Below are 15556 nucleotides of genomic sequence, written 5' to 3' on the forward strand. Positions count from 1 at the left end.
GCTATTTCTGGCTCTTATCCGTGATGACGGAGATGAAGAGGTTATGTTACAACGGCTTGCCATCGCCATTTATCTTCTTACGATGACGGCCCGCGCGATATATTGCGCCTGTGGCGAAGGCGGCGATCCTTTTCCCCTTGCCGACGGCGAAATATTTTCCTTATTAGCGAAATTAACTCCCCTGAACAGAAAGTATTTCACGGCTAGAGATAAGCTTTTAATATTTACGGTTATCGCATGATATTTGTTCTGAATATTTTATAGCCCTGAGGCAGAGGCAAATACCGGATGCCGCCCGGTAGCGCGCCCCGGGTTTGACTTTCCGCCGCCGCTCATGCGATCATTTAGGGCATATTAGGTTTTGACGTTGATGTCGCTGTGAAAATTTTTGCTTTTATTCTGCTGGCTATCGGCGCTGTGGCGCTGAGCTATGGTAATGCCCCGGCGAAACGAATCCAAAGCTGTGAGAAGATGGGCGTAGGGCAGGCCGTCTGCGCCGCCGCCGAATGGGATAGTGAAAAAGTCAATGTACTGCCGCGCTATAACCCCAGTCTTAATAAGGTAATAGCTGCCGCGCAGTTAGCCCCCGCCGCCCGACAGCAAGATAACAACTCTGTTGTTCGCGCGTAAAAAAGCAGCCTTCGGGGCTGCTTTTTTAGGTTTCGTTGCTGAATTAAATGATTAAAACCAGCCAAATCTTACGGACAGCAGGCTGATAAGCGCGAACGCGGCGCAGACATTAATCATAACGACGGTTTTACTGGAGACATCCATAGCGCCACCCTAATGAGGAAGTCCTAAAGGTATAGTACGGCGCCAGCGGTTGCGCTATCAGATTAAGACGAATCAGGCTTTATTCTGAATATTCAGCCCGTTTCTGATTTTGTTATACAGGTATCTCTGAATCACGACGTCATGGCAGATAATCATCCCACCATGGAACGCCCCTCAGGGAAGGAAAAAGTAAGAATGACGTTATATCAAAAAATGTTGGTGTTTTACGCCATTATGGGCGTGATATGCGCCGTGATTAGCTGGTTTTTAACCAAAGAGAGCCGGATGATCCGCCTGCTGGCGGCCCTGCTGATCGGCGCCACCTGGCCGTTCAGCTTCCCGATGGCGCTGCTCGTCTCGCTGTTTTAACCCTCAGGCGCTAGACGGCAGAAAAGGGTAGCACAAAGGATAAGGTTACTGTATAAAAAACCAGTAACCTTATCATGGAGGCATACAGGTGAACGGTTTTTATTCGTCCGTCGCTGGCGCCACGCTGCGCTGGCACGATTTCCCGGGAGATGGCCTTCCGGTGGTGTTTATCCACGGCCTTGGCTGCGCGTCATCCTACGATTATCCCCGCATTGCCAGCGATCCCGCGCTCCGCGAACGGCGCAAAATACTCATCGATCTGCCGGGCTTCGGCTATAGCGATAAACCGCGCGTGTTTAGTTACAACATACATGAGCAGGCTTTAGTTTTGGAGCAGTTCCTCAGCCATCTGCGCCTGCAGCGCTTCGCGCTGTTCGGGCATAGCATGGGAGGGAGCATCGCCATCGAAGAGGCGGGGCTACTGGGCGAGCGGGTGACCACGCTGCTGGTCTCGGAACCCAATCTGTTCGCCGGCGGCGGCGAGTACAGCAGGCGCATTGCGGCGCAGTCAGAGTCAGCCTTTGTCGCTGACGGCTATGCCAGGCTGCTGGCGGAGGAGCGCTCGCCGTGGGCGGGTTGTTTACAAAACAGCGCCCCCTGGGCCGTCTGGCGGGCCGCCAGCAGCCTGATATGCGGCAGCGACACGCCCTGGTTTACCCAGCTATGCCAGCTGCGCTGCCAGAAAATGCTGATCGTCGGAGAGCGGTCGCTCCCTTATGCGGATAGCGACCTCGTTCAGGCACAAGGGATCCCGGTCGGCATCGTGCCCCATGCCGGACACTCGATGGCGTGGGAAAACCCGCAGGGGCTGGCGCAGCTTATCGCCAGCCATAGTTAAGAGGCGCTGGGCCTCAGAAGGGAAGCTCGCGGGGCTGGGTCTGGATCGTTATCCAGCGCAGCTCGGTGAATTCCGCGATCCCGGCCCGGCCGCCAAAGCGGCCATAGCCGGAGGCTTTGCAGCCGCCAAACGGCATTTGCGCCTCATCATGCACCGTTGGGCCATTGATATGGCAAATCCCGGTATGCAGACGTTGCGCTACGTTCCACGCTCTGGCGCTGTCGCGGCTGTAGACCGCAGCGGAAAGACCGTACTCGCTGTCGTTGGCCACCGCCAGCGCCTCCTCTTCGCTATGAACGCGAATAATCGCTTTCACCGGACCGAAGGACTCTTCACGCCACAGCCGCATCTCGCGGGTCACGCCGTCCAGCAGGGTCGGGCTCATATGGGTATCGTTGGCTTTACCACCGGTCAGCAGGCGAGCGCCTTTCGCTAACGCATCGTCTATGAGCGCGTTGCAGCGGGCGATGGTGTTCATATCGACAACCGGGCCAGTGAGGGCGGCAGGCAGGGCGGCGGCGCGCCTGGCCAGCAGCGGGATAAACGCCTCCGCTACGGCATTGTCGACAATAATGCGCTCGGTGGACATGCAGATCTGCCCGGCGTTGGCGAAGGCGCCAAAAACAGCGCCCGCTGCCGCTTGCTCAATATCAGCATCGTCCAGCACCAGCAGGGGCGCTTTTCCACCGAGCTCGAGCACCGCTGGTTTCAGATACTGTCCGCAGGTGCGGGCGATAATGCGCCCCACCGGTGTGGAGCCGGTAAAGTTAACGCGCCGCACCGCCGGGTGGGCGATCAGCGATTCCACCAGCGCCGGCGCATCTTCAGGCGCACAGGTAAGATAGTTCACCACGCCCGGCGGGAAGCCCGCCGCGTCAAGGGCGTCGATAATCAGTCCCTGAGTGGCGGGGGAAAGTTCGGCGCCCTTAAGGATCACCGTGTTGCCACAGGCCAGCGGCGTCGCCAGGGCCCGGGTGGCCAGAATCAGCGGCGCGTTCCACGGCGCCATGCCCAGCACCACTCCCGCCCCCTGGCGGACGCCCATCGCCAGGTTACCCGGCACGTTGGACGGAATTATTTGCCCTTCAATCTGGGTGGTCAGCGCCGCCGCTTCACGCAGAATATCTGCCGCCAGATGAACGTTAAATCCGGCCCAGTGCGCGGTCGCGCCGGTCTCCGCCGCCATGGCGGCGATAAATTTCGCCTCCCGCAACAGCATCTGTTCCGCCGCCTCGAGCAGTAAGCGACGTCGTTCCGCCGGCGCAGTATCGCGCCACAGCGGAAAGGCGCAGGCCGCGGCTTCGACGCAGCGTTTGCCGTCGGCGAGGCTGGCGGCAGCGGCCACCGAGGCTGCCTCATCGTGGGCCGGGTGGCGTCGGGTAAAGGTGCGGCGGCCTTCGGCATCGTGCCACTGGCCGTTAATGTACAGATTGCAGGTGATTGTCATGGTGGAAACCTCTTGTTCTGCGGTTCCCCCAGTGTACCGGGCGGCACTGACGGGAAGCGTGAGCCGGGCGGTTATCGCACATTTTTTTGCAGGAATTTTGTGTGGCTCACAACATCCCGAAGCCCTCTGGCGTAAAAAGCAGCGCAACGTCGATTAAACCAGCAAATTCCACGCGTTTTGCATAAGGTGATAGCCATTGATTATTTGCCGCCGTCAGGCGGCTGTGCTGTTATTACTGTTCTTATAATCAATAATCAGGACTTATAACCATGTCTACAGGGAAAACCACGCTGGCGCTGCTGCTGAGCGCACTGCTGCCGGCCGGCGCCGCCTGGGCCGCAGGCAATGACACTCTGGTCTACTGCTCAGAAGCCTCTCCGGAGTCCTTCAATCCGCAGATCGCCAGCTCCGGTCCGTCGTTCGTCGCCAGCTCGCAGGTACTGTATAACCGTCTGGTGAGCTTTGACCCGGTGAAAAATACGCCGATCCCGTCGCTGGCCACCGAGTGGCACGTCTCTGAGGATGGCAAAACCTGGACCTTTACTCTGCGTCAGGGGGTGAAGTTCAACAGCAACAAATTCTTCAAACCGACCCGCGATTTTAACGCCGACGACGTTCTGTTCTCCGTGCTGCGCCAGATGGATCCTCAGCATCCTTATCACAAGGTGTCGCAGGGGAACTATGAATACTTCCACGACGTGGGCCTCGATAAGCTGATTAAATCGGTGAAAAAGGTGGATGATTACCATGTCCAGTTCGAGCTCAACGAGCCGAACGCGGCGTTTCTTGCCGACTGGGGCATGGACTTCGCCTCTATTCTGTCGGCAGAGTATGGTGAGGCGATGCTGAAGAAAGGAACGCCGGAAAACGTTGATAACTGGCCTGTCGGTACCGGGCCGTATGCGCTGCAGCAGTATAAAGTGGATTCGCAAATCCGCTATATTGCCAATCCCCACTACTGGGAAGGCGAGGTACCGACCAAGCACCTGATCTTCTCCATTACGCCGAACGTCGAGACTCGTCTGGCGAAACTGCAGACCAACGAGTGCCAGATTATTCCCGCGCCGTCGCCGGTACAGTTCCCGGTGATTAAGGGCAATAAAGATCTGGCGCTGCATGCGGTTGAGGCGCTGAACGTCGGCTATCTGGCGTTTAACACCGAGAAAAAACCGTTTGATAATGTGCTGGTGCGCCAGGCGTTAAACTACGCTACCGACAAGCAGGCGATCGTCAAGGCGGTATTCCTCGATTCCGGCAGCGTGGCGAAATCACCGATCCCGTCGACGATGCTCGGGTATAAGAAAGATCTCCCGGACTATGACTACGATCCGCAGAAAGCCAAAGCGCTGCTCAAGCAGGCTGGTCTGGAGCAAGGCGCGGAAGTGACCCTGTGGTCAATGCCGGTCCAGCGCCCCTACAACCCAAACTCAAAACGCATTGCCGAAATGATCCAAAACGACTGGGCGAAAGTGGGGGTGAAAGCCAAAATTGTCAGCTATGAATGGGGCGAATACCTTGCCGGTATGCGTAAAGGGGAGCACGACAGCGCCCTGTATGGCTGGATGTCGGACAACGGCGATCCGGACAACTTTGCTGGCACATTGCTCAGCTGTGATAATATCCAGACTGGCTCCAACGCCGCCCGCTGGTGTGATAAATCCTATGACGCGCTGGTAAAGAAAGCGCTGTTGGTGAGCGATCCGCAGGCGCGGGCCAAACTCTACGAACAGGCGCAGGAGATCTTTTATCAGCAGGCGCCATGGATCACCCTGGCGACCGGGAAAACCTTCTATGCGACGCGCAGCAACGTCAGCGGCTACACCGTCAGCATGATGGGGAGCGATTTTTCCAAAGCGAAGCTGAATTAAGCGAAAGGAGAACAGGATGGCACATCTGGATGAGGTTATCGTCAAAGTCGATGACACCCTGGCCGAGGGCGTTATCGCGCATATGAATGAGCTGCTAATCGCCCTGAGTGATGATGCGCAACTCAGTCGTGAGGAACGCTATATCCAACAGCAGCGTCTGCGCACCGCCATCGCCCATCATGGGCGACAGCATCAGGAAGAGCAGGACGCGCGCCGCGAGCAGTTGACCAAAGGCGGCGCGATCCTCTGAAGATGCGCTCAGAACTGGCGTCTGGCCACCAGCCAGGCGCCCACCACCAGCATCACCGGCCCGCATAACGGTCCGATCAGCGCCCGCACCGGCACGCCGTGGGCGCGAACTAAATCCATGATCAACCCGCCCACCAGCTGGCTGGCCACCAGTACCGCAATGGTCGTCGCCGCGCCAACGTTTTGATAACCGCTGATGCTGGCGAAGACGAAAAAGGACCCCAGCAGGCCGGGGATCAGCGTCCACCACTTCACGCTCAGGGCCAGCTCCTGAAAGCCGGCGACGCCCTGGCGCAGCAGTAACATCGTCACGAAGATAACGATCCCGACCAGCGAATTGAGCAGCATAGCGATAAGGATCGTCGACGCCGACTGGGTGATGCGCACCATCAGAGTGTTCTGCACTACCAGGCCAACGCCGGCGGCGATCAGGCAGGCGAGAGTGAGCGACGCGTTCATGCTTTGCCGTCCGGGTCCTGACGCGCATCCAGCTGCAGCTGCATAAAGGTCAGATCCAGCCAGCGGCCAAATTTGGTGCCCACCTGCGGCATCTGCCCGGTGGTGATAAAGCCCAGCGTTTCATGCAGATGCAGCGAAGCGTGATTCTGCGACTCGATGCCGGCGACCATCACATGTTTATTCAGCCGTCGCGCTTCGGCGATCAAGGCGACCAGCAGCTTGCGGCCCAGCCCTTTCCCCTGATGTTCGGGATGAACGTACACCGAATGCTCCACGGTATGGCGAAAGCCGTCAAACGCCCGCCAGTCGCCAAACGAGGAATAACCGGTAATGACGCCGTCTTCCTCGCTCACCAGTACCGGAAATCCAGCCAGCTGGCGGGCTTCAAACCAGGCGATGCGGTTGTCGGTATCCACAGTTTTATCATTCCAGATGGCGGCGGTATGGACGACGGCATGGTTATAGATCTCGGCGATCGCCGCGCAGTCGTCTTTAATGGCAGGGCGAATGGACATAGCAAACCTCAATTTTTCGTACACTATAGTAGTACAATATTATTACAATAATGAACGCCACGCTGTCATCCGTTTTCAGCATAATTTTAACGGCTAACCCGGGAATAACGCGTCTCGGTGGATGGTTGTGTAATAGGGGGGCGCACACTATAGTGTTACGTTATGAATACTATAGAAGACAACCTCAATCAGCGCATCAGCGCGCGCATCCGCATCGAGCGCGAGTCCCGCGGCTGGTCGCTGAACGACCTTGCCGAACGGGCCGGCGCCTCGCGGGCGATGATCCATAAAATCGAGCGTGGCGAAAGCAGCCCGACCGCCTCAATGCTGGGCCGCCTTTCCGGCGCCTTCGGCATCAGTATGTCGACCCTGATCGCCCGCGCGGAAATGCAGGAGGGCAAGCTGCTGCGCTTTGCCAGCCAGCCGGTATGGCGCGACCCGCAAAGCCACTATCTCCGCCGCCACGTTTCGCCGCGCAGCGATTTGCCGATCGATCTGGTGCAGATTGAGCTGCCGCCCGGTAGCGATGTGCCGATGCCCGCCGCGTCCTATGCGCTTGCCCGCCAGCTAATCTGGCTGCAACAGGGCGAGCTGGTGTTTGTCGAAGGCAATACCCGCCATGAGATGCAGGCGGGGGATTGTCTGGAGCTTGGCCCGCCCAACGATTGTCGCTTTATTAATGAATCCGCAGAGACCTGCGTCTATCTGGTGGTTCGCCTTAATCAATCGCCATCCGGCTCTTAATGGTAAAGCACGTTGCGCATAAAGCAGCTAGCCTCAGTACAGTCTGCTAACAAGAGGAGTTTGCTATGACAGATCAACCGCAACGCCATCGCCGCTGGGTACTGGCTTCCCGCCCCCATGGTGAACCGACGGCAGAGAATTTCCGCCTGGAAGAGAGCGAAGTGCCGACGCCAGGCCCGGGTCAAGTGCTGCTGCGTACCGTTTATTTATCGCTCGACCCGTATATGCGCGGGCGCATGAGCGACGCGCCGTCCTATTCGCCGCCGGTGGCCATTGGCGCGGTGATGGTGGGAGGGACCGTGAGTCGCGTGGTCAGCTCAAATCATGCCGATTATCAACCAGGCGACTGGGTGCTGGGCTACAGCGGCTGGCAGGATTATGAACTCTCCGACGGCAGCGGACTGGTGAAGCTGGGTGACAATCCGCAACACCCGTCCTGGTCGCTGGGAGTTCTGGGGATGCCCGGCTTCACCGCCTACATGGGTTTGCTGGACATCGGCCAGCCAAAGGCGGGCGAAACGCTGGTGGTCGCCGCGGCGACCGGGCCGGTTGGCGCCACGGTTGGACAGATCGGCAAAATTAAGGGCTGCCGCACCGTCGGCATCGCTGGCGGCGCGGAAAAATGCCGCTATGCGGTTGAGACGTTAGGCTTTGATCTCTGCCTTGACCATCGTGCGGATGATTTTGCCGAACAGCTGGCCCAGGCCTGCCCGCAGGGTATTGACGTTTATTATGAAAACGTCGGCGGCAAGGTTTTTGACGCGGTGCTGCCGCTGTTGAATACCGCAGCGCGGGTACCCGTCTGCGGGCTGGTGAGCGGCTATAACGCCACCGGGCTGCCGGACGGGCCAGATCGTTTGCCGCTGCTGATGGCGACCATCCTCAAAAAGCGCATCCGGATGCAGGGCTTTATTATCGGCCAGGATTACGGGCATCGGATCGCCGAATTCCAGCAGCAGATGGGGCGCTGGGTGCAGGAGGGGAAAATTAAATATCGCGAACAGCTGATCGACGGTCTGGACCAGGCGCCGCAGGCGCTGATCGGTCTGTTAAAAGGCGAGAACTTCGGTAAGGTAGTGATCCGCGTCGCGGCGGACGACTAGCCTGGCGGGCTTCGACTGAACAGGCCCCTTTTTCCGCCAGGGTAAAGGGGCCTGGCATAGAGGTCAGGCGTAGAAGGCTAACCGCTGGGCGAGCAGATCGACAAAGGCTTCGCGGTCCACATCCAGCATCAGGGTGGTATTGGGCCGATTACCGGTCAGATGGTAGTAATCGACCACCGTCATCCCCTGGGTATATTTGCCTTCCGTTTCTACGCCAACCCAGCGTTCGATCGTGGTAAAGATCTCCGGCTTGAGGAGCCAGGCGATGGTGCAGGGATCGTGCAGCGGCGCGCCGTCGAAGCCCCACTTTTCATCTTTGTGGTAGGCCATAAAGAAGTCGAGCAGTTCGGCGACGATGGTCGACACCGGGTTGCCAATCTGGCGGAATCGCTCGATATCGGCGGGAAGGATTTGCGCCTTATGGGTGACGTCAAGGCCCGCCATCACCACCGGGATCCCGGACTGAAAGACCATTTCCGCGGCCTGCGGATCAACGTAAATATTAAACTCCGCCGCCGGCTGCCAGTTGCCCAGCCCCATGGCGCCCCCCATGATCACGATGCGGGCGATCTTCGCGTGCAGCTCCGGATGGCTGGCGAGCAGCAACGCCACGTTAGTCTGCGGCCCGGTGGCCACCAGGGTCACCGGCTCCTGGCTTTCCCGCAGCACGCTGGCCATCAGCTCGACGGCGGTGCAGTTCTGCGGCGCAAAGGCTGGCTCAGGCAGGCTCGGGCCATCCAGTCCGCTCTCGCCGTGCACGTTATCGGCGATGATCAGATCGCGCATCAACGGCTTCCACGCGCCGCCGGCAACCGGAATGTCCTGCCGGTTCAGCAGCGTCAACATACGCAGCACGTTGCGCAGGGTCTTCTCCGGGGTCTGGTTGCCCGCGGAAGCGGTGACGGCTTTCACCTCCAGCTCCGGCGAGGCGAGGGCGAGGACCAGGGCGATCGCGTCATCATGTCCCGGATCGCAATCAATCATAATCGGCAGTGCCATAGCAGCTCCTTGTTGGCGATGTTCTGTGACCAGACTAACGCTGCGAGTCGGGGCAGACGAGATGGTGTGCAGAATAGTGTGATGGAGACCACGATTGCTGCGAGGCAACGCGTATCGTTACGCGACCGTCCGTAAACATGGTGCCTCGTTTTGCGGTGGCGCAAGATGGCGCCCGGCGCGGCGCGATATAATAGAAAAATTGCTAATCCTTACGGATATTAATGGTTTGCTTTTCGGCGGGCGGGTTCTTATCCTTAAGAAAACTCAAGAGGTTATTACGATGAAAGATGTAGTAGATAAATGCAGCACCAAAGGCTGCGCCATTGATGTCGGGACGATCATTGATAACGAGGACTGCGTCTACCGGGCCGAGAAGGCGTTCCCAAGCCGCGAAGAAGCGGAATCCACCGTAGCCGCCGTGCGCGAACGTGCTGCCGCCGCAGCGCCGGCCAGTGAACCGCCGCAGGTCGATTACACCATCGTCGCCGCTGGCGACGCGGTGAAACTCGACCTCTCCATCGCCTTCTCCTGCCAGGCAGAAAAGATCATTTTCGAGTTATCCCTGCGAAATCTGCTTTAATTCGCTCCTGTAGCGGAAGCGCGATGCTCTGGCGGGCAGACGCCTTCCGCTGATGCAGCACGCTGCCCGCCCGGCGACCTGAGCCGGGTGAGCGCGGTTAGTCTTGAAAGACGACGTTTCCGCCAACCATGGTCATCACCACGCGGCTGGCGCCAATCTCCTCATGGGCTACGGCGAAGATATCGCGGTCCAGCACCTGAAAATCAGCGACTTTGCCGACCTCTATCGATCCGCGTACCGCTTCTTTCCCTTCCTGATAGGCCGCATTGATGGTGTACATCCGCACGCCGTCCGCCACGCTAATTGCCAGTTCCGGGCGAATAACCTTGCCGCTGGAAGATGATTTGCGGGTGACCGCTGCCTGAACCATTTTGCGCCAGTTCACCAGCGCCATAATGCCATCTGACCCGCCGGCGATGATGACCCCAAGGTCGATGATATCCCGTAGCCCTTTGCAGATTTCCCCCTTGATGCCACAGTAGCGGGCGCGCTGTTCATAGTCATATGCCGGGCCGCCGGGTGAGGGTTGTTCGGAAAGCAGAATGCCGTATTTTGCCGCCGTCACGAAATCTTGCCGATCGCCCATTGAGCCGTGCAGCACATAATGCCGTCGGCTCTCCCCCGGATAGCGCTGAATCGCCTGCACGAAGCTGTTAATCGTGACTTTAACCGCCTTATCGCCGACCGCATGGACTGCCACCTGAAAACCGCGCTGGTGAGCCAGCAGAATCATCTGCTGTAGCGCCTCAACTTGTGCTTCCTCGGTCGCCTCGGGGCCACCAAACACCGAGCGTCCGCGATATCCCGGCCGGTCGGCGTAATCCTGATTCATCCACGCTGTGTGCGATGTGGGAACGCCATCGCAGAACAGTTTTATGGTCCGACAGTCCAGCCAGTCCCGGTCGGTGAACTGGGAGAAATCAAAGCTATCCAGATCGCGCTTCAGGGTGGCGTAGGACTGAACGCCCCGCTCGGCGGAGTAAAAGGCGATGGATACCCGGGCGGTGAGTTTTCCTTCATCCTGCAGTTCACGGTAGGCGGCGATGGCGCGATCCCCCGCAGCGCCCACCTCGCGCGTGTTTTCCCCCGGACCCATGGCGCCTTCCGTGTAGCTGGCATACCCTTCGCTGTTCATCAGGCGCTGGGCTGCCAGAAGGTTCTCTTTGAGGGCCGCTACGGTCAGACGGGGCATCGTGCCGGATGCGAGATGCAGGGCGGGCAGGTCGATGAAATTGCCGTCCCAGTTCGCCACTGGCCGTTCGCCCCAGATGTCCGCCGAGGGGATCAGGGAGGCTGGCGTCAAGACCGGAGAGGGCCAGCGCCCGGCTGTTGACGATGCAGGAGTGACCGTCCCACAGGGCGAGCAGGGTGGGATGATCGGCCGTGACGTCGTCAATATCCCAGCGCGTCAGAGAGCGCTGCTCGGCCGCGCACTCCTTGATTGCGTTTGGATCCAGACCGCAGACACGAATCCATGCCCCGGCGGGAGTGCGGGCTGCCTGGTCGCGCAGTCTTTCCCGCAGTACTGCCAGGGAACGCACGTCCTGGCAGTTCAGGCAATGCCAGCTGTCAGCGAGCCAGCCGATATGGATATGTGAGTCATGCGCGGCGGGTAAAATGAGTTTGCCGCCAAGGTCAATGACCTGCGTCTGGGGACCAATATGCTGCTGAATCTCCTGGTCTTCACCAACGTTAATAATCCATCCCTGCTTCACCGCGATGGCGCGCTTAAAACTAAAATGTGCGTCCACCGTGGCGACCTTGCCGTTAATCAATACGCAGTCCGCATAAACGACATTATCCATTTATCCCTCCCTGTCTGATAAAAGTGCCGATCAATATAAATAGTAACCATGGTGATTATGTGGTGGCTATCTGACTACGAAGGGGGGGAGTGTCAAGCGCGGGTGGTTGGCGGGTGTCCGCCTGGCGGTGGAATAGACGGTAAGGAAAAGCGCTTCGCCCGCCGATCGCGAGAGCCATCGGCGGGGAAGGGGCGCGTTATTCGAAGCGCCAGGCGAGGTTCAGGCCGATGCCGTAGTTACGTCCCGGGGCAGGCTCGTAGTAACGCCCGTTAGACTCGTTAACGATGACAGACCCGACGTACTCCCGGTCGAACAGGTTGTCGATGCGACCGAACAGATCCATATCCATCCTGCCGTAGCTCCATTTATAGCCAGTCGTCAGGCCAACCACCGTCCAGGAGGGCGCTTTGGCGGTGTTTTCGTCATTGGCCATGATATCGCTCATATAGCGAATATCGCTCCCGGCGTACCAACCTTGCTCCGGCTGATAGCCAAAGGAGGCGTAGCCCATATTGCGCGCGATCCCCGGAATGCGATTGCCATTGCAGCTGGCGTCGTCGCAGACGTTAGTGCGATAGGTCGCGTCCAGCCAGGTCCAGGCCGCCTTCAGACGCCAGCTCTCGCCAAACTGCTGATCCAGCCCCAGCTCCATCCCCTGACGGCGGGTCTTGCCGGCGTTTTTATAACTGGTGCGCCCGCCGCTGCTGCTGTCGACCACAATCTCATTATCGGTATTGGTCTGGAACAGGGCGGCGGTGAACAGCCCGTTGCCGATCCGCGTCTTGCTGCCGATCTCCACCGTGTCGTTGGTGGAGGGTTTCAGGCCGAAGTTGAGGCCGCTCTGGTTATCGGAGCGGTAGGAGAGTTCGTTAATGGTTGGCGTCTCGAAGCCGCGGCCGGCGGAAAGATAGACGTTCCACGCGTCGGTCAGGGCATATTTCAGCGAGCCCGCGGGCAGCCATTTATGATAGCTGGCATCACCGCTGTCATCGCCATTGCCTGGGGTGATGTAGTAGTCGTTCGAGTCGAACCATACCGAGCTGTAGCGAACCCCGGCATCGAGCGAGAGTTTGTCAGTGAGCTGCCACTGGGTCTGCAGGTAGGGGTCGACGTTCCACATCAGGTTGCGTTCGTTACGGCGCAGCGCGCCCTGTTCGCCATACTGTGGCGCGCCGTTGAACATCACAAAGTTTTCATACCCTTTGCGCCGCTCGCTCATGTTTTCGTAGTCGAGACCGGCGGTGAGCGTGACGGGCACCAGCAGCTCTCCGCGATGGGTCAGCCGGGTATCGATCCCCTGGTAGTGACGGGTAAGGTCGATCACCCCGCCGGCATGGCTCGGCTTCAGCTGCGGCGCGCGCGGGATTGACTGGAACTGGGTGGTTTCACGTTCTCCAGCGTACATCATAACGCTGAGATCGTCCTGGGCACTGAGCTGGCGCTCATAGCGCAGGCCGGCCTGGGTCTGTCGGGTATTCTTGCGGGTATTATACTGGTCGCCGCGCGGCGACTGGCGCGGGTTATCGCGCCATTCATCGGCGGTCAGGCCACCGGCGTCATTGGCTTTGATATCCACGCTATTCAGCAGCAGAGTCAGCTTACTGACGTCGTTGATGCGCACCCCCAGCCGGGCGTTCGCCAGATTTTTGCGCGCGCCGCTGTGATCGCGATAGCCATGGGTGGTGAAGCGATTGGTTGAGACCGTGTAATCCACATCGCCTGCGTGGCTGCCGTCGCCAACGGCGCCAGTGGCTTTCATCCCGTAGTGCCAGGTGCCGAAGCTGCCATAGTAGCTGCTGGCTTCCACGGTGGGCGGCTGGGTGCCGGTCTGGCTGGTGACGTTGATCACCCCGCCGGACGAGTTACCGTACAGGGCAGAGAAGGGGCCGCGCAGCACCTCAATGGTGTCAACGCTGCCGATATCAATATTTGAGGTCTGCCCCTGGCCGTCGGGCATGGTGGCCGGAATGCCATCCACATAGATGCGTAGTCCGCGCACGCCATAGGTTGAGCGCGAGCCAAAGCCGCGAATCGACAGCTGCAGATCCTGGGCATAGTTTTGCCGGTTCTGCACCTGCAGGCCCGGCACGGCGCCCAGCGATTCAGAGAGATTGACGCGCGGCGCGGCCTGGCGCATCTCATCCCCATTCACCACGCTGACGGCGGCGGGGGTATCCAGTTCAGAAACCGTGGTTGGCGCGGCGGTCACCACCATGGTTTGTTCATCAGCGGCCTGGGCTGCGGCAATGAGCGGCAAGAGCAGGGCCGGGAGGGCGGCGTGACGCACGGACAGGATTTTCATTGATAATACTCAAAGACGAACCAAATGGAACATATGTATATATGTTACCTCGTTTGTAAAATATTTGAAAATTATTAACTGCTACTGGTTAACGGATAGTGCTCGCCAGGCATAAATTTACCGCACAACAACAATTAGCGCTCCACTTTGAGATAAATAATGATTACTATTCGCATTCAAAAACAAGGGTAAAGCCAGGACTTTACCGCCGGAAGCGATGTCGGGTCAGCACATACTGGTTTATCAAAGGGAGTCGTCATGTCATTACGTCATTTTGCCGCGCCGCGTCTGCGCCATTCACTGCTCGTCACTTCTCTGCTGCTGGCAGGCAGCTTTAGCGCCCACGCCGCGGAAGAGATGCTGCGCAAGGCCGTCGGAAAAGGGGCCTACGAAATGGCCTACAGCCAGCAGGAGAATGCGCTGTGGGTCGCCACATCACAGAGTCGTTCGCTGGACAAAGGCGGGGTGGTTTACCGTCTTGACCCCACCACCCTCGACGTGACGCAGATTATTCACAACGATCTGAAGCCGTTCGGCGCCACTATCAACCATGCCACCGGCACGCTGTGGTTTGGCAATACCGTCGACAGCACTGTCACCGCTATTGACGCCAAAACCGGCGCCGTGAAGGGGCGCCTGGTGCTGGACGAGCGTCAGCGCAGCGAAACCGTGCGTCCGCTGCAGCCGCGCGAGCTGGCGGTCAATGAGCAGACCAACACGGTCTACATTACCGGTCTGGGCAAAGAGAGTGTGATTTGGGTGGTAGATGGCGCAACCCTGAAGCTGAAAACGACCATTACCGGCACCGGGGCAATGGCGACGGGTCTGGCGATCGATCCGCAGGCTAAGCGTCTGTATACCACCAACGCCGATGGCGAACTGCTGACCATCGACAGCGAGAGCAACACGATTGCGTCGCGCAAAAAATTGCAGGATGACGGCAAAGCGCATTTCTATCTTAACCTGAGTCTCGATACCGCCGGCCATCGTGCCTTTATTACCGACAGCAAGCAGCCGGAAGTGCTGGTGGTCGATACCCGCGACGGCAAGGTGCTGGAGAAAATCGCCGCGCCGGAGTCGCTGGCGGTACTGTTTAACCCGGCGCGCAACGAAGCCTATGTGACGCATCGTAAGGCCGGGGAAGTCAGCGTTATCGACGGCAAGAGCTACAAGGTGGTGAAGACCTTTAAAACGCCGACTCACCCCAACAGCCTGGCGCTCTCCGAGGACGGAAAAACGCTGTACGTTAGCGTGAAACAGGCTTCCAGCCGTGAGAAAGAAGCCACCGCGCCGGACGATGTGATCCGCATCGCCCTGTAAGACCTCAGCGCGACGAAACCGGAAAACGGTGGTCGCGCTCCGCATGCCGCCGGGCCAGGCCCGGCGACTCACCCTCTGTTACAAACGCCTATTGGCCTGACAAACCAGATGGTTATACACTTAACCCTTTCCCGCCACGTGCGGGCAGTGGTAATCAGTGGAGATAAAATGAAAAAGCCATTCA

16 protein-coding genes and 2 pseudogenes are annotated in these 15556 nt (G+C 58.8%); 11 read left to right on the forward strand and 7 right to left on the reverse strand.

Going from position 1 to position 15556, the window contains the following annotated elements; all coding sequences use genetic code 11:
- Nucleotides 1-43: 43 nt before the first annotated feature.
- Both HMPREF1024_RS0125685 and HMPREF1024_RS0125690 read left to right on the forward strand, forming a co-directional pair.
- Entirely contained in the window at nt 44-241 is a 198-nt protein-coding gene (locus HMPREF1024_RS0125685; RefSeq protein WP_004189776.1) for a hypothetical protein, read from the forward strand.
- Between the two features lie 137 nt (nt 242-378).
- A complete protein-coding gene (locus HMPREF1024_RS0125690) occupies nt 379-630 on the forward strand; it encodes a hypothetical protein (protein WP_002906893.1) in 252 nt (83 codons plus the stop codon).
- 51 nt (nt 631-681) lie between these two features.
- Here the strand turns inward: HMPREF1024_RS0125690 and yncL are convergent, their stop codons facing one another.
- Complete coding sequence (yncL, locus tag HMPREF1024_RS28310) at nt 682-774, reverse strand: stress response membrane protein YncL (protein WP_002906891.1); 93 nt, start codon at nt 772-774, stop codon at nt 682-684.
- A gap of 195 nt (nt 775-969) precedes the next feature.
- Here yncL and HMPREF1024_RS21440 point away from each other — a divergent pair, with 195 nt between their 5' ends.
- Both HMPREF1024_RS21440 and HMPREF1024_RS21435 read left to right on the forward strand, forming a co-directional pair.
- Entirely contained in the window at nt 970-1143 is a 174-nt protein-coding gene (locus HMPREF1024_RS21440) for a GhoT/OrtT family toxin (protein WP_002906888.1), read from the forward strand.
- Between the two features lie 88 nt (nt 1144-1231).
- Nucleotides 1232-1981, forward strand: coding sequence for an alpha/beta fold hydrolase (locus HMPREF1024_RS21435; protein WP_009307740.1), 750 nt, complete (start codon nt 1232-1234; stop codon nt 1979-1981).
- 13 nt (nt 1982-1994) lie between these two features.
- Here HMPREF1024_RS21435 and HMPREF1024_RS21430 read toward each other — a convergent pair whose 3' ends face one another.
- Entirely contained in the window at nt 1995-3428 is a 1434-nt protein-coding gene (locus HMPREF1024_RS21430) for an aldehyde dehydrogenase (RefSeq protein ID WP_004200088.1), read from the reverse strand.
- Nucleotides 3429-3697: 269 nt separating this feature from the next.
- Here HMPREF1024_RS21430 and HMPREF1024_RS21425 point away from each other — a divergent pair, with 269 nt between their 5' ends.
- Together HMPREF1024_RS21425 and HMPREF1024_RS21420 are read left to right on the forward strand one after the other, a co-directional pair.
- Nucleotides 3698-5296 (forward strand): ABC transporter substrate-binding protein, encoded by a 1599-nt coding sequence (locus HMPREF1024_RS21425; RefSeq protein WP_002906804.1) that lies wholly within the window; start codon nt 3698-3700, stop codon nt 5294-5296.
- Between the two features lie 16 nt (nt 5297-5312).
- The gene (locus HMPREF1024_RS21420; protein ID WP_002906801.1) at nt 5313-5546 is read left to right on the forward strand and encodes a YdcY family protein; all 234 of its coding nucleotides are present in this window, start codon (nt 5313-5315) and stop codon (nt 5544-5546) included.
- A gap of 8 nt (nt 5547-5554) precedes the next feature.
- Here HMPREF1024_RS21420 and HMPREF1024_RS21415 read toward each other — a convergent pair whose 3' ends face one another.
- Both HMPREF1024_RS21415 and HMPREF1024_RS21410 read right to left on the reverse strand, forming a co-directional pair.
- Entirely contained in the window at nt 5555-6004 is a 450-nt protein-coding gene (locus HMPREF1024_RS21415; RefSeq protein ID WP_009307741.1) for a DMT family transporter, read from the reverse strand.
- Nucleotides 6001-6519 (reverse strand): GNAT family N-acetyltransferase, encoded by a 519-nt coding sequence (locus HMPREF1024_RS21410; RefSeq protein WP_002906796.1) that lies wholly within the window; start codon nt 6517-6519, stop codon nt 6001-6003. The genes HMPREF1024_RS21415 and HMPREF1024_RS21410 overlap by 4 nt, the downstream gene beginning before the upstream one ends.
- Nucleotides 6520-6681: 162 nt before the next feature.
- Here HMPREF1024_RS21410 and HMPREF1024_RS21405 point away from each other — a divergent pair, with 162 nt between their 5' ends.
- Together HMPREF1024_RS21405 and HMPREF1024_RS21400 are read left to right on the forward strand one after the other, a co-directional pair.
- Nucleotides 6682-7263: an XRE family transcriptional regulator gene (locus HMPREF1024_RS21405; protein ID WP_002906794.1), complete on the forward strand. Its 582-nt coding sequence runs from the start codon at nt 6682-6684 to the stop codon at nt 7261-7263.
- A 65-nt stretch (nt 7264-7328) separates the two neighbouring features.
- Complete coding sequence (locus tag HMPREF1024_RS21400; RefSeq protein WP_002906792.1) at nt 7329-8366, forward strand: NADP-dependent oxidoreductase; 1038 nt, start codon at nt 7329-7331, stop codon at nt 8364-8366.
- Nucleotides 8367-8429: 63 nt separating this feature from the next.
- On the opposite strand, the gene rihA is transcribed toward HMPREF1024_RS21400, so the two are convergent.
- On the reverse strand, nt 8430-9365 hold the full coding sequence (gene rihA / locus HMPREF1024_RS21395; protein WP_009307742.1) for a pyrimidine-specific ribonucleoside hydrolase RihA: 936 nt from the start codon (nt 9363-9365) through the stop codon (nt 8430-8432).
- On the opposite strand from rihA, the pseudogene HMPREF1024_RS0125700 reads away from it, so the two are divergent.
- Nucleotides 9327-9556, forward strand: a pseudogene (locus tag HMPREF1024_RS0125700) (hypothetical protein). The gene rihA and the pseudogene HMPREF1024_RS0125700 overlap by 39 nt on opposite strands.
- Before the next feature lie 89 nt (nt 9557-9645).
- Nucleotides 9646-9945, forward strand: a complete 300-nt coding sequence (locus HMPREF1024_RS21390) for a DUF406 domain-containing protein (protein ID WP_009307743.1) — start codon at nt 9646-9648, stop codon at nt 9943-9945.
- A 97-nt stretch (nt 9946-10042) separates the two neighbouring features.
- On the opposite strand, the pseudogene HMPREF1024_RS0125705 reads toward HMPREF1024_RS21390, so the two are convergent.
- Both HMPREF1024_RS0125705 and pqqU read right to left on the reverse strand, forming a co-directional pair.
- Nucleotides 10043-11750, reverse strand: a pseudogene (locus HMPREF1024_RS0125705) (amidohydrolase).
- Nucleotides 11751-11946: 196 nt separating this feature from the next.
- Nucleotides 11947-14052 carry a TonB-dependent receptor PqqU gene (pqqU, locus tag HMPREF1024_RS21385; RefSeq protein WP_009307749.1) on the reverse strand — a complete coding sequence of 702 codons (2106 nt, stop codon included), beginning with the start codon at nt 14050-14052 and terminating at the stop codon, nt 11947-11949.
- Nucleotides 14053-14310: 258 nt separating this feature from the next.
- On the opposite strand from pqqU, the gene HMPREF1024_RS21380 reads away from it, so the two are divergent.
- On the forward strand, nt 14311-15372 hold the full coding sequence (locus HMPREF1024_RS21380) for a YncE family protein (RefSeq protein ID WP_002906780.1): 1062 nt from the start codon (nt 14311-14313) through the stop codon (nt 15370-15372).
- Nucleotides 15373-15556 lie beyond the last annotated feature (184 nt).

It is taken from the genome of Klebsiella sp. 4_1_44FAA, from assembly GCF_000238715.1.
In the GTDB taxonomy this organism is placed as follows: Bacteria; Pseudomonadota; Gammaproteobacteria; order Enterobacterales; family Enterobacteriaceae; genus Klebsiella; species Klebsiella pneumoniae.